The sequence below is a fragment of the Tenacibaculum sediminilitoris genome (assembly GCF_964513795.1).
In the GTDB taxonomy this organism is placed as follows: domain Bacteria; phylum Bacteroidota; class Bacteroidia; order Flavobacteriales; family Flavobacteriaceae; genus Polaribacter; species Polaribacter sediminilitoris.
In genome coordinates this window covers 1-12,862 of sequence record NZ_CAZEQR010000047.1, presented here as the reverse complement: position 1 = coordinate 12,862, position 12,862 = coordinate 1, and the positions used below count along the sequence as shown (strand labels likewise).

13 protein-coding genes and 1 pseudogene are annotated in these 12,862 nt (G+C 31.2%); 6 read left to right on the top strand and 8 right to left on the bottom strand.

Going from position 1 to position 12,862, the window contains the following annotated elements; genetic code table 11:
- Positions 1-94: 94 nt before the first annotated feature.
- Positions 95-955: pseudogene (locus ACKTSW_RS10525) on the top strand (IS1595 family transposase).
- 91 nt (positions 956-1,046) lie between these two features.
- On the opposite strand, the gene ACKTSW_RS10520 reads toward ACKTSW_RS10525, so the two are convergent.
- Positions 1,047-1,679, bottom strand: a complete 633-nt coding sequence (locus tag ACKTSW_RS10520) for a Crp/Fnr family transcriptional regulator (RefSeq protein ID WP_408025224.1) — start codon at positions 1,677-1,679, stop codon at positions 1,047-1,049.
- 141 nt (positions 1,680-1,820) lie between these two features.
- Between ACKTSW_RS10520 and ACKTSW_RS10515 the strand changes: the two genes are divergently transcribed.
- Positions 1,821-2,240, top strand: a complete 420-nt coding sequence (locus ACKTSW_RS10515; RefSeq protein ID WP_408025223.1) for a CBS domain-containing protein — start codon at positions 1,821-1,823, stop codon at positions 2,238-2,240.
- Between the two features lie 326 nt (positions 2,241-2,566).
- On the opposite strand, the gene rpe is transcribed toward ACKTSW_RS10515, so the two are convergent.
- A complete protein-coding gene (gene rpe / locus ACKTSW_RS10510) occupies positions 2,567-3,223 on the bottom strand; it encodes a ribulose-phosphate 3-epimerase (RefSeq protein ID WP_408025222.1) in 657 nt (218 codons plus the stop codon).
- Between the two features lie 134 nt (positions 3,224-3,357).
- Positions 3,358-4,221, bottom strand: coding sequence for a sigma-70 family RNA polymerase sigma factor (locus ACKTSW_RS10505; protein WP_028891227.1), 864 nt, complete (start codon positions 4,219-4,221; stop codon positions 3,358-3,360).
- 254 nt (positions 4,222-4,475) lie between these two features.
- Here ACKTSW_RS10505 and ACKTSW_RS10500 point away from each other — a divergent pair, with 254 nt between their 5' ends.
- The 3 genes from ACKTSW_RS10500 to ACKTSW_RS10490 are packed head-to-tail and all read left to right on the top strand — an operon-like array spanning position 4,476 to position 6,101.
- A complete protein-coding gene (locus tag ACKTSW_RS10500) occupies positions 4,476-5,045 on the top strand; it encodes an RNA polymerase sigma factor (protein WP_408025221.1) in 570 nt (189 codons plus the stop codon).
- A 5-nt stretch (positions 5,046-5,050) separates the two neighbouring features.
- Complete coding sequence (locus ACKTSW_RS10495; protein ID WP_408025220.1) at positions 5,051-5,245, top strand: hypothetical protein; 195 nt, start codon at positions 5,051-5,053, stop codon at positions 5,243-5,245.
- 37 nt (positions 5,246-5,282) lie between these two features.
- On the top strand, positions 5,283-6,101 hold the full coding sequence (locus ACKTSW_RS10490; protein ID WP_408025219.1) for a mechanosensitive ion channel family protein: 819 nt from the start codon (positions 5,283-5,285) through the stop codon (positions 6,099-6,101).
- Positions 6,102-6,480: 379 nt separating this feature from the next.
- On the opposite strand, the gene porT is transcribed toward ACKTSW_RS10490, so the two are convergent.
- From porT to ACKTSW_RS10465, 5 genes are all read right to left on the bottom strand, one after another.
- Positions 6,481-7,179 carry a type IX secretion/gliding motility protein PorT/SprT gene (gene porT / locus ACKTSW_RS10485; protein WP_408025218.1) on the bottom strand — a complete coding sequence of 233 codons (699 nt, stop codon included), beginning with the start codon at positions 7,177-7,179 and terminating at the stop codon, positions 6,481-6,483.
- 1 nt (position 7,180) lies between these two features.
- Positions 7,181-7,909, bottom strand: a complete 729-nt coding sequence (ubiE, locus tag ACKTSW_RS10480; RefSeq protein ID WP_408025217.1) for a bifunctional demethylmenaquinone methyltransferase/2-methoxy-6-polyprenyl-1,4-benzoquinol methylase UbiE — start codon at positions 7,907-7,909, stop codon at positions 7,181-7,183.
- Positions 7,910-7,929: 20 nt separating this feature from the next.
- The gene (locus tag ACKTSW_RS10475; protein ID WP_408025216.1) at positions 7,930-8,823 is read right to left on the bottom strand and encodes a NifU family protein; all 894 of its coding nucleotides are present in this window, start codon (positions 8,821-8,823) and stop codon (positions 7,930-7,932) included.
- 97 nt (positions 8,824-8,920) lie between these two features.
- A complete protein-coding gene (locus ACKTSW_RS10470; protein WP_408025215.1) occupies positions 8,921-10,315 on the bottom strand; it encodes an OmpP1/FadL family transporter in 1,395 nt (464 codons plus the stop codon).
- 44 nt (positions 10,316-10,359) lie between these two features.
- A complete protein-coding gene (locus ACKTSW_RS10465) occupies positions 10,360-11,622 on the bottom strand; it encodes a splicing factor U2AF large subunit (RefSeq protein WP_408025214.1) in 1,263 nt (420 codons plus the stop codon).
- 145 nt (positions 11,623-11,767) lie between these two features.
- Between ACKTSW_RS10465 and proS the strand changes: the two genes are divergently transcribed.
- Positions 11,768-12,862 (top strand): proline--tRNA ligase (gene proS / locus ACKTSW_RS10460; RefSeq protein ID WP_408025213.1); only part of this gene is annotated, 1,095 nt, incomplete at its 3' end.

Below are 12,862 nucleotides of genomic sequence, written 5' to 3'. Positions count from 1 at the left end.
TTTTAATTAAGTATTTTGTAAAACTTGTATGTCCGCAAACCATTCTAAGTTGCATTAATTTTTGTATATCATATTGAATTTAAAGTAATTAAAAATGAGTATATTTTCTTTTAGAGTGGCAGTTTACAGATGAAAAGAGTTGTCGATTACATTTTAAGGCACAATGAGATAAACAAGGAGTTATTTGTAAGTGTTGTCAGGCTAAAATGATTACTGGTTGATTAATAAATGATAAACCCTGTAATTCTAAGACATCGTTACGTAGTGGTACTATAATGGAAAGTTCAAAGTTGTCATTTATGATTTGGTATAAAACCATATTTCTTTTGAGTGCCACAAAGAAGGGCTTTTTTTCAAAGAAGATACAATGTCAATTAGGGGTAAAAAGTTATGAAGCTGTATGGGCAATGGTTCATAAACTTTGTAAAGCAATAGGGCAACGTGATGATAGATATACTTTGAAGGGAATGATAGAAATGGATGAAGATTACTTCACTATAAAAGCTTCACAACAAACTCATAATACACAGAAAATTGGTTGTGGCAGTAAGCTAAATCTAATGTTATGGTAATGGCTGAGAGTACTGTTTTAGAAGATATTGATACAGCAAAAGGAATAGCAGAGGTAATTCACATCACTACAATCTGCAATAGGTGATGACCAAACGATTGTCTTTACAGGTCAAAGTACCTTCTATGTCAATATCGCTGATTATATAGAGATACATATGAGTGAAAAATCAAACGAACAAACTACCAAAGAAACACTCAAATAGGTACATATAGCCATTAATAATGCTAAGAGAAATTTTGTAGAAACTTCCTATAAAATTAAAGTAAAATACCTACAACTCTACCTAAATGAGTTTGTCTACAAGCTAAATAGACAATATTTTGGAGAATGAATCTTTGGATAGCCTTTGTAATAGCTATTATTAAAGGCAATGGACATTAAACAGATATACAGATATTTTTTTTCATCGTCCTAAAATTTAGGATAAAGGTAGAACGATTCTTATATAAAAAATGTAACTTAAGTTACGGGGTTATAGCTCTAAAACCTTAATCTGGTTTCTGTAAAGTTTTATTTTATCTTTTTTTTCTAAAGCTTTTAAAAGTCTAGATATTACTACTCTCGAAGTGTGTAAATCGTTAGCTATTTGTTGATGAGTGACACTTATCGTTTCGTTTTGATTTACTAAGGCTTTATTTTTTAAATATTTTAATAGACGTTGATCCATGTTTAAAAAAGCTATAGTATCAATAGCATCTATAAATTCTTGTAATCTACTATGGTAACTTTGTAAAATAAACTCTTGCCAACTTTTATATTTACTAAGCCATTCACTCATTTTTTGTTTAGGAATCATCAATAACTTAACATCAGTTTCAGCAACAGCTTTTATTTTACTCTTAGTTTGTCCCATGCAGCATGAAAGTGTCATAGCACAAGTATCTCCTTTTTCAATATAGTATAGAACTAAATCACCCCCTTCTTTATCTTCGCGTAAAATTTTGATAGCTCCACTTAATAATAAAGGAATAGAGGTAATATAACTACCTATATCAATAATAACTTCATTAGCTTTGACTTCTTTCGCTATAGCTACATCAGCAATTTCTTGCAATAGTGCTTCGTCAAATAAATAGCCATAGTATTTTTGTAAGTCCTCTATCAAGATATTTTTTTTGTAAAAGTAGTTAAATATTTACACTTCTAACTTGAAATAAAATAGTTGAAAACCTATGACTTTAATCAGCTTTTTAGTTCAATTTATTACAGAAATTTGTAGTAGATAATAACACAAAACCATACAAAAATGAAAAAAAGAACACCAGTTTCTGTTATAATGACTAAAGATGTAATTACTTTAAGTAGTACAGATGATTTAATGACAGCTGAAAAATTATTTAAAAAAGAGCAAATAAGACATATCCCAGTAGTAAGTGGAAACGAAATAAAAGGAATGTTAAGTTATACTGATTTACTTAGAATTAGCTTTGCGGATGCTATTGATGAAGATGAAACCGATGTAGATACAGTAGTTTACAATATGTTCTCAATAGATCAAGTAATGGCCAAGAATTTAGTAACGGTTAGTTCTAATACGACTGTTAAAGAGGTAGCCGAAATTTTGGCGAAAAGAGAGTTTCATGCTTTACCAGTAGTTGATAATAATGAGTTAGTTGGTATTGTAACTACCACCGATTTAATTTATTATTTACTAGAGCAGTTTTAGTACCAAAAAATAGTGGTTTAGGGTAAAAGTAATTAGTAAGATTACGAAAAACACTTACTTTTATTACGGTTTTTTTTGTAGGAATCTATTTTTGAGAAACTTTAAACACTTTATTATGTTAAAAAATATTTTAAACTTAGGTTCTATTTTAAATAATAAATCAGAACAAAAAACATTAAAGGAGAGTAGGCTTACGTAATGTGTACTAGATGCGAACCTCTTCCTCGAGTCTATATTTGTATGAATGAGGTTTTTTGTGTATCTATTTAAAAAGATAAAAAGCTATATGGCATAGGGTTATATAGCTTTTTTAAAAAAAGTAATTACTAATTAATAATAGCTTTTAAATTTGAAATTGTTTCTGTAGGACTCTCACTTTTAAAAACAAAGCTACCAGCAACCAGTACATCGGCACCAACTTCTACAAGTTTATTAGCATTTTGGTCATTTACACCTCCGTCAATTTCAATTAGGGTAGAAGCTTCACTAAATTCAATCAAATTTTTTAACTGTTGAATTTTTTTGTAAGTATTTTCAATGAATGATTGTCCTCCAAATCCAGGATTAACACTCATAATACAAACTAAGTCTAAATCTTTAATAATATCTTCTAAAGCTGCGATTGGTGTATGTGGGTTTAAAGCAACTCCAGCTTTCATACCAGCAGCCTTTATTGCCTGTACAGTTCTGTGTAAATGTGTACAGGCTTCATAATGTACTGTTAAAATATTTGCACCTATATCGGCAAAGGTTTGAATGTAACGATCGGGGTCTACAATCATTAAATGTACATCAATTGTCTTATTAGCATGTTTTGTTATTGATTTCAAAACAGGTACACCAAAAGAGATATTCGGGACAAAAACCCCGTCCATAATATCAATATGAAACCAATCTGCCTTACTATCATTAACCATTTCAACATCACGTTGTAGGTTACCAAAATCAGCCGCTAAAATTGATGGGGCTACAAGTTTTTTCATTACTATAAGTTGTTGTGTTATTTAGTACAAATATAGTTAAAACCAAAAAGAAAGCTCTCAAATTAGAGAGCTTTCAATTCATTAATTAGATATAAAAACAAATAGTTAATAACTACTTGTTGTTATTTATACTGTTAACCTAAATAGGTCATTAAAATTTTACTACGAGATGTATGCTTTAATCTTCTAATAGCTTTTTCTTTAATTTGACGTACACGTTCACGAGTTAAATCAAATGTTTCACCAATTTCTTCTAAGGTCATTGGTTGGTGTTCTCCTAAACCAAAGTATAGCTTAACAACATCTGCCTCACGAGGAGTTAATGTTTCTAAAGCACGATTAATCTCAATACGTAATGATTCGTGTAATAATGTTTTATCTGGGTTTGGTGATTCACCAGAGTTTAAGACATCATATAAGTTAGAATCTTCACCTTCAATTAATGGAGCATCCATAGATACATGACGCCCAGAGTTTTTCATTGATTCTTTAACATCATTGACTGTCATGTCTAACTTTTTAGCAATTTCTTCAGCACTTGGAGGGCGCTCATTTTCTTGCTCTAAAAAAGCGTACATTTTGTTAATTTTGTTAATCGAACCAATTTTATTTAGTGGTAAACGTACAATACGAGATTGTTCAGCTAAAGCTTGTAAAATAGATTGACGAATCCACCATACAGCATATGATATAAATTTAAAACCACGAGTTTCATCGAAACGTTTCGCAGCTTTAATTAACCCTAAATTACCTTCATTAATTAAATCGGGTAGGGTTAAGCCTTGGTTTTGGTATTGTTTTGCAACCGATACTACAAAACGTAAATTGGCCTTGGTTAGTTTTTCAAGAGCTCTTTGGTCACCAGCTTTAATTCTTTGTGCTAATTCAACTTCTTCATCAGCAGTAATTAAATCTACTTTTCCTATTTCTTGCAAGTATTTATCTAAAGACGCGGTTTCTCTGTTAGTAACCTGTTTTGTAATTTTAAGTTGTCTCATTCTACTTCAATGTGTTTTAATTTATCAATCGGTCTACATAAACTTATACGTGTAAGAATTACATAATGTTACAAAAACATTTATTTTTTTTGAAAGAATCGGTTATTCTATTAATAATAATGTTAAATTTGAATTTGAATTTGAATTTGAATTTGAATTTAAATTTAAATTTAAAAAGAGAAAGTAGTGACTTCATACTATGCTTAGTGTCTAAATTAATGTAATAACTAAAGGAAAACTAACTGTACTGCCCCTTGGAGAGTATTGATATAACAAAATTAAGTGACGAAGATTTGGTTCGTAATATAGTAGAGAAAAATGATACTCATTTGTTTGCATCTTTATACGATCGCTATGCAAGTGTTGTTTATAATAAGTGTTATAGTTTTTCATCTAGTAAAGAAGAGGCGCAAGATTTAACACATGATGTTTTTATTCGTTTATTTGTTAAATTAAGAACATTTAAAGGGAAGTCTAAATTTTCAACATGGTTATATTCTTTTACATATAACTTTTGTGTAAATTATGTACAAAGAAATAAAGAAAAAAGAAAAGAAAAAGTTACTGTAGTAACTGACCAAGTAAAAGATGATAGTAGTGTTGAAGAGGTTGACGAAGCAATACTTTTTGAATTAAAATCAGATAAACTAGCAAAAGCACTTGAAGTTATAGCGCCTTCAGAAAAAATGATATTATTGATGAAATATCAAGATGAAATGAGTATTAAAGATATTTCACAAGTATTAGATTTAGGTGAGAGCGCAGTGAAAATGAGATTAAAAAGAGCTAAAGAAAAAGTTGTTAAAGCGTATAATGAACTGTAATAAGTATGGATAATCCATTTAAAAAAATATTACATAACGAAGAACTGCCCGAAGTACTAAAAGAAAAAGTACTTAATGATGTGGCAATGATTAAACTTTCAATCGACATGGCTGATTTGTTTGTGGTTAAATACCCAAGTACCATTATCGATTTGTTAGGAGCAGGAGATACGCAAAAGAAAGATAAAAATGATAAATAAACCAGAATGAACTATAATACTACAACAATAAATTATTATGATTACTTTACAGTTAGATATTTTAAAACCCTTTAAAGATACTTTTGAAAATATAATAGACTCCCTACCAACTGTTGCTGGGTTTATAGGTTTTATTATTTTTTCATGGTTATTTATAAAACTATTTTTATACGTTTTAAGAAAAGCGTTAGCAAAAACTAAAATAGACGAATGGTCTAAAAAATTAAGAAAAACAGAAATTTTTGGAAATACTACAATTAATATTGTATTAACCAATGTAATTTTAGCTGTTTTAAAATGGTTTTTAATATTTGTTTTTGTCATGGTTGGAGCAGAAACGTTTGGGCTAAAATTAGTATCAGAAGGTATAAAAAGCTTTTTTGCGTATTTACCCAACCTATTAACAGCTTTAGGTATTTTTGTAGCAGGAGCTTATTTAGGAACTATGGTGAAAAAGGCCATACAGTCTATGTTTAAATCTTTTGAAATTTCAGGAGGTAATTTGGTAGGGAATGTAGCATTTTATCTAATTATAACATTTTTATCCATAACAGCCCTAGATCAGGCAGGTGTTGATACATCGGTAATTAAAAGTAATTTAACACTCCTAATAGCTTCGGTATTACTAGCTTTTACTTTAGCTTTTGGATTAGGAGCTAGAGATGCTGTTGCAAGATTACTCTTTGGATATTATTCTAGAAAAAACATATCAATAGGAGAAAAGATAATTATTAATGATATAGAAGGTGTGGTAATAGCGATTGATAATATATGTGTTATTATTAGTACTGCAGAAGGAAAAGTTATTTTACCTATTAAAGATTTAGTTGATAGTAAAATAGTTATAAAAAAATAAAAAACTTATTCATTTTTTTATATCTTTGAATATGCTAAAAACAATGTTTTTAACAGTACGATAGATTTCGGGGGACTTCTATCCAATAATAAAGACCACATTTGTGGTCTTTATTTATTCTTTTCAGGCTAAATACCCAATCAATGGCTTGCCTCGTTAGTAAATGATTAAAGTTTGAAAGCGTTACTTACTCCACTAAATACTCCATGGGCTTGCCCCAGAGAAATTAATGAAAAGTGTGACCTAGAAAAATAATGTGTGTCTAATAATATAATAAATAATAAGATTTCGGGGGACTTCTATTATTTTAAACATAAAAGGCTACCAATATTGGTAGCCTTTTTTATACGGTAAATTTATACAGTAAAAGTATGTTCTTCTATTCAAAAGCTAGATGTAAGAACACGCCTCTAGTACCCATAAAATCAATAGGGTCAGTCCATTGACTAGGATTTTTGTTATCGTACTTCATCTCATTATTAATTGCAAATACGCCTCTTATAGAAGGAGAGAATTTAAAGTAACTTAAATAAAAATCAACACCAATACCAATTTCATACATAAAATTATTAGTAGTGGTTCTAAATTCTCCGGCAAAATTATCATTATTGTTTTTTTCGTTACTTGAAAAATTATGATCATAAGAAAAACCTCCTATTACATAAGGCCTCATGTTATTAAGTCTATTCGTGCTTAATTTTAGAAGCAAAGGTAAGTGTAGGTATGTGGCACCTACTTCACGTGTATTAACATTATCTGCGCCAGGAATATGTTTAAAGCGAAGCGTTTTGGTATTAGACAATAACCCAGGTTCAAAACGTAGATTTATGTTATTATGCAATCTTAAGTCAGCAATTAAACCTACATTAAAACCAATTGAAGATTCCACTTCAATTTCAGCATTACCAAAATCACTAGGCTTATAGGTTACTTTATAACCATTGTTATTAGCTCCAAGGTAAAACCCATAGTGAAAAAGGGGTTTGTCAAAACTAGGGAGTTTTAATATTTTTTCTTTCTGTGCTTGTATTGAAAATGACACAGCTAAAATTCCGAAAAGTAAAAGCTTTTTTAACATACTATTTTAAAGCGGTATAAATTGATGCAACACCAAATGTTACAGGTATATTCTTTGCATTCTTAAACCCATTTTTTTTCAAAATATTGTTGAAAGCTTCTCCAAAAGGAAAAGAATTTGCTGTTTCTGATAAATATGAATAGGCAACTTTATCTTTTGAAAAGAGTTTTCCAATGATTGGTAAAATAAAATTAGTGTATAGTTTGTAACCTTGTTTAAAAGGAAATTTGGTTGGGTTTGAAGTTTCTAACACAACAAATTTACCACCAGGCCTTAAAACACGTAGTATTTCGGTTAAGCCTTTGTCTAAGTTTTCAAAATTCCTAACACCAAAAGAAACTGTTATGGCATCAAAAGTGTTGTCAGCAAAAGGTATATTTTCACTATCACCAACAATCATATCTATTTTGTTTGCTAAATTAGCTTTTGCTATTTTTTGTCTTCCTACTTGTAGCATACCTTCAGAAATGTCTAAACCAACAATTTTTTTTGGTTTTAAATTAGACATCATTAGGGCTAAATCACCAGTACCAGTAGCAATATCTAAAATTTGTTGTGGATTGTTTTCTCCTACAAGTTTTACTACTTTTTTACGCCAGCTAACATCTATTCCTAAAGAAATAATACGATTTAACCCGTCATAATCTTCAGAAATATTATTAAACATTTGAGCGACTTGCTCTTTTTTTCCTAATTCAGAATTCTTATATGGTTTAATCTTTTCAGACATATATTTTGTTTGGTTTGGAATTACCCGTTAATGGCAACTACTTCATTAATTTGATTAGGTAACATTTCTTTAAGCATGGTTTCAATACCATTTTTTAATGTTACTGTTGATGATGGGCAGCCACTACAAGCTCCTTGTAAAATAACACTTACTCTTTTGCTATTAGCATCGTATGATTGAAAAGCGATATTACCACCATCAGAAGCTACAGCAGGTTTTATATATTCATCTAAAATATCAACAATCTTGGTTTCAGTATCTGTTAAATTCTCTTTAGGAACTTCAACATTTTGTGTAGTTTGTTGTTTTGGTAATTCAGATATGATTTTTTTACCCTCTTGAATATAGCTACGAATAAAAGTACGTACCTCCTGATATACTTCATTCCAATCAATCATATCGTATTTAGTGATTGAAATGTAGTTTTCAGAAATAAAAATCTCTTTTACAAAAGGAAAGCTAAATAATGCTAGTGCTAAAGGAGAAGATTTGCTAGCTTCTTCAATGTTTTTGAACTCAACATCAGTTTGCGTTAAAGCTTTGTTGGTCCCAAATTTCATTACAGCCGGGTTTGGAGTAACTTCTGCATATACTTCAACAGCATCTTTTTTGGTAGTTTCTTCTTTTACTACAGAATTACCATCTTGTACGTAAGCTTCTATTTGTTCGCGAACCTCTTCTTCAACATCGCTCCACTCAACAATATCATATCGTTGAATAGCAATGAAGTTAGCAGTAATTAATACTTTTTTTACAAAAGGAAGATAAAAAAGTTGTTGTGCTAAGGGAGAGTTTTTAGCCTCATCAATATTATTGTATTCGTAACTACCACCATTGACTAAAATTTTGCTACTAACAAATTTTAAAATGGTTTCATTATTAGTTTCTTGTATGTTTATTTTTATAGAATCCATAAGTTGTAAATGTGGAGCAAAATTACGTTAAAAAACTGAAATATGTATATATAAAAAGTCCTGCTTTAAGCAGGACTTTTTATGTATATTTTTTTTATTATAAACTAAATGTAATAGTTCCAGAGATTCTAGAAGTATCATTTGTTAACTCAATAGGGTTTACATTCATATTAGGTGAGTTATATATATGGTATGGGCTGTTATTTTCTGAATTAGTATAAGATAAATCAAACTTAACGTTTCCGAAATTATAACCAAGCCCTAATGAGAACCCAGAAATATGATCATCATCTAAAGCATCCTTATAAGGATTTTCTTCAAAATGATACCCACCTCGAACACTCATTTTGTCAAAACGCCACTCGGTTCCTATGTTTAATGAATGGGTACCTTTAAAATCAGTATCAAAAATTTGATTAATTTCTAAAAAGTAGGTGTCATTTTCCCTGTATTTTATAGAGCTATAATCTTTGTAGGTGTAGTCTGCACTAATTAACCCTTGTTTTCCAAAAACAAGTGCAGCACTAGCGGTTAATTTGCTAGGAGTTCTTAGTCTGAAAATATTAGAATAAAATTCTTCACCACTGTTAACATCAGTATCTTGGTTTGTAGCAGAGATTTCAGTGTAACCAACCCAGTCATCGTATCTTGAGTCATTTGGATCGAAAACATCTAAATTGCTATCTTCAAAAACTTCATTGTACCAGGTTGGCGTTTCGTAAGCTAATCCGAAACGGAAGCTTTGATTTACTTTGTATATAAAACCAGCACTAAAAGAAACCCCGCTACCTTCAAAGTAACTATCTTGAACGTTTAAGGCGTTAAGGGTATTGCCGTTATCATCTTCATTAGTTTCTCTTAATCGAGTAACTTGACTAAAACTAAAATTATGGAATTTTATACTAGCTCCTGTATATAATTTATTTTGATGTACTGCAGAAACTCCCATTTCAAATAAGTTACTCTCTCCGTAGGTAGAGTTATTGAACCTTTGTTCTTGTCCATTATTAAATTGATTTGTTATATCATCTGGATGTTCATTAAATAATGCTTGCTCACTATTACCAGAAGCAGAAAAGAAGTTTTCAAAATCGTTTTTTAATCTATAATTAAAGGTTAAAGCAAAACGATTCCAGTCAGAATTAAGAGCAGAATCAAAAGATAAAATACCACCAGCTTGAGTAATATTAAAAAAATCATCTTCTATTTCTGTTGTGTTTCCGTAATAATTAGCAGTGTATGTAGTGTTTCTATTACCTAAGGTAATTCCAAACGTACTCTTAACAGCAACAGCACTACCAGCAGGGTTTATTCCGAAAGCTGATATATCGCCTCCAAGTGCTCCAAAGGCTCCACTCATAGCTTCAAAACGAGCGGTTCCATAATTATTATCTTTTGAGAATAAAACACCTAAATCGTTGTAACCTAATGATTGTGAATAGGCAGTAAATGTACTAACGATAATTATCGCAAGGGTTAAAGTTCTTTTCATTTTTCCATTAATTCGTTAAAACTTATCTTAAGTTTGGTTTAATATTATCTTCTAGAACCTCTTGAAGAGCTTCTGCTACCACTTCTTGATGAAGAGTTGCTCCTAGAACTTCTTGATGGAGTTGAGTAACTACGTGAACTTCTTGATGGAGTTGAGTAACTTCTAGATTTTCTTGAATTGCTACTCTTACGAGAAGCATAGTTTTTTCTATTATTCCTAGTTGATTTTGAATAGCTTTTAGAGTTTCTTGGAGAATATGATTTTTTAACAGCTCTATTAGAACTTTGGTTTCTCTTAGTATAACTTCTAGAGTTTCGAACTGATGAAGATTTACGAACATCATTATTGTTGGAAGCTCTATGGTTTCGTGTAGAGCGTGTTGTGCCTCTGTAACTACGAGGAGACCTATTACCACTAGAATTATATCTTCTTGTTCTAGTTGATCGTTTGATGCTTCTGTTGTTAGATCTATTTCCTCTTCTTGTATTGTAGTCTCTTGTAGAACGAGTGTTTCTGTTATTACGATAGGTTTTACCATTACTTCTTCTGTAAACATCAGAAGAACGTCTTGAGGTTGTAGTTCCTCTACGACCAGAGGTATAACCTCTTCTAGATGTGGTTGCATTTCTACGACCTCGGTAATAATTAGCACCTCGGTAAGGCCTTCCGTAATGACGGTTGTTATAATATCTATATGGTCTGTAGTAATTGTATCCGTAGTAAGGAGAATTCCAGTAAGAGTTATGATAAAATCCACCTAAACCAACATAAAATCCACCGTTCCAATGGTAAGGATGCCAGTAAGAATTATACCCCCAACGATTCCAACGCCAGTTATTCCATCTCCATGGACCATCCCAATATGGATCATAAAAACTATTATAGCCCCATCCCCATCTAGGAGTAGTGTTAATATTTATGACCACATCACTATTATTGTCATAACCCCAAGGTTCGTTGGCGTTGTAGGTAATTCTCGTTTCAGGCTCTGCTTCATAAATAATATTTTCTTCGTCATAAGAATCTACATTTTCTGACTTGTAGTTTTCAATATCAGTAAAAATATCAGTGCCATTTAAAGTGCCGAGACGTTCTAATTCTTTGGTAAAATAATTTTCTTGATACTCATCATATTCACGATCATCTGTAACAATTACTCTACGTTGAGGTTGTTCTATCTCGTCAGCATAAATACCATCATCATTACCAACAACTGTTTGTGCAGAACCACAAGATATGAATGTAGCTACCATCAAAAATGATAGAATATAGAAAGAGAGTTTGGTGTTGGTGTAATGTAGCTTCATGACTTTATTTTTTTAGGTTAAAGTAAATTGTTTTTAAATGGCTGCAAAAAATTAGTTCTTTGTTGGGCTTGTTACCTTTTTAATGTAGTTTTGCAGAGACAATTTACGCATAAAAAATAACAATATTTATGCCAAACTTTTGATTATGAGCAAACATTTAACAAAAAGAGCCGAAGATTACTCGAAATGGTATAACGAATTGATTGTAAAAGCCGATTTAGCTGAAAACTCAGCAGTAAGAGGTTGTATGGTAATTAAACCTTATGGATTTGCAATTTGGGAGAACATGCAAAAAGAATTGGATAGAATGTTTAAAGAAACAGGACATCAGAATGCATATTTTCCGCTTTTTGTACCTAAAAGTTTGTTTGAAACAGAAGAGAAGAATGCAGAAGGTTTTGCAAAGGAATGTGCTGTAGTTACACATTACCGTTTACAAAATGACCCAGATAATGAAGGGAAATTACGTGTAGATCCTGAGGCTAAATTAGAAGAAGAATTAATAGTTCGTCCTACATCAGAAGCTATTATATGGAGTACATATAAAGGATGGATTCAATCTCACAGAGATTTACCATTGTTAATTAACCAATGGGCAAATGTTGTTCGTTGGGAGATGCGCACACGTTTGTTTTTACGTACTGCAGAATTTTTATGGCAAGAAGGTCATACTGCACACGCTACTAAAGCTGAAGCTCTTGCTGAGGCAAAACAAATGCAAGAAGTATACGCTACTTTTGCAGAAGATTTTATGGCAATGCCAGTTATTAAAGGAGCGAAAAGTGAAAGTGAACGTTTTGCAGGGGCTGATAATACCTTAACAATTGAAGCATTAATGCAAGATGGAAAAGCTTTGCAGGCAGGAACTTCACATTTTTTAGGACAAAATTTTGCGAAAGCTTTTGATGTTAAGTATACATCTAAAGAAGGAAAACAAGAATATGTATGGGCTACTTCATGGGGAGTGTCAACACGTTTAATAGGTGGATTGATAATGACACACTCTGATGATGCGGGACTAGTTTTGCCTCCAAAGTTAGCACCAATTCAAGTTGTAATTGTACCTATATATAAAGGAGAAGAGCAATTAAATGCTATTTCAGAGAAAGTAGATGTAATTGTAAAAGAATTACGAGCTAAAGGAATTTCTGTAAAGTTTGATGATAGAGATACCTTTAGACCAGGAGCAAAGTTTGCTGAATATGAATTAAAAGGTGTTCCTGTGCGAATTGCAATGGGT

What these genes read in the sequence shown, in the direction of transcription:
- ACKTSW_RS10515 (WP_408025223.1), top strand. Translation starts at nt 1,821, where the DNA reads ATGAAAAAAAGAACACCAGTTTCTGTTATAATGACTAAAGATGTAATT.
- rpe (WP_408025222.1), bottom strand. Translation starts at nt 3,223, where the DNA reads ATGAAAAAACTTGTAGCCCCATCAATTTTAGCGGCTGATTTTGGTAAC.
- ACKTSW_RS10505 (WP_028891227.1), bottom strand. Translation starts at nt 4,221, where the DNA reads ATGAGACAACTTAAAATTACAAAACAGGTTACTAACAGAGAAACCGCG.
- ACKTSW_RS10495 (WP_408025220.1), top strand. Translation starts at nt 5,051, where the DNA reads ATGGATAATCCATTTAAAAAAATATTACATAACGAAGAACTGCCCGAA.
- ACKTSW_RS10490 (WP_408025219.1), top strand. Translation starts at nt 5,283, where the DNA reads ATGATTACTTTACAGTTAGATATTTTAAAACCCTTTAAAGATACTTTT.
- porT (WP_408025218.1), bottom strand. Translation starts at nt 7,179, where the DNA reads ATGTTAAAAAAGCTTTTACTTTTCGGAATTTTAGCTGTGTCATTTTCA.
- ubiE (WP_408025217.1), bottom strand. Translation starts at nt 7,909, where the DNA reads ATGTCTGAAAAGATTAAACCATATAAGAATTCTGAATTAGGAAAAAAA.
- ACKTSW_RS10475 (WP_408025216.1), bottom strand. Translation starts at nt 8,823, where the DNA reads ATGGATTCTATAAAAATAAACATACAAGAAACTAATAATGAAACCATT.
- ACKTSW_RS10470 (WP_408025215.1), bottom strand. Translation starts at nt 10,315, where the DNA reads ATGAAAAGAACTTTAACCCTTGCGATAATTATCGTTAGTACATTTACT.
- ACKTSW_RS10465 (WP_408025214.1), bottom strand. Translation starts at nt 11,622, where the DNA reads ATGAAGCTACATTACACCAACACCAAACTCTCTTTCTATATTCTATCA.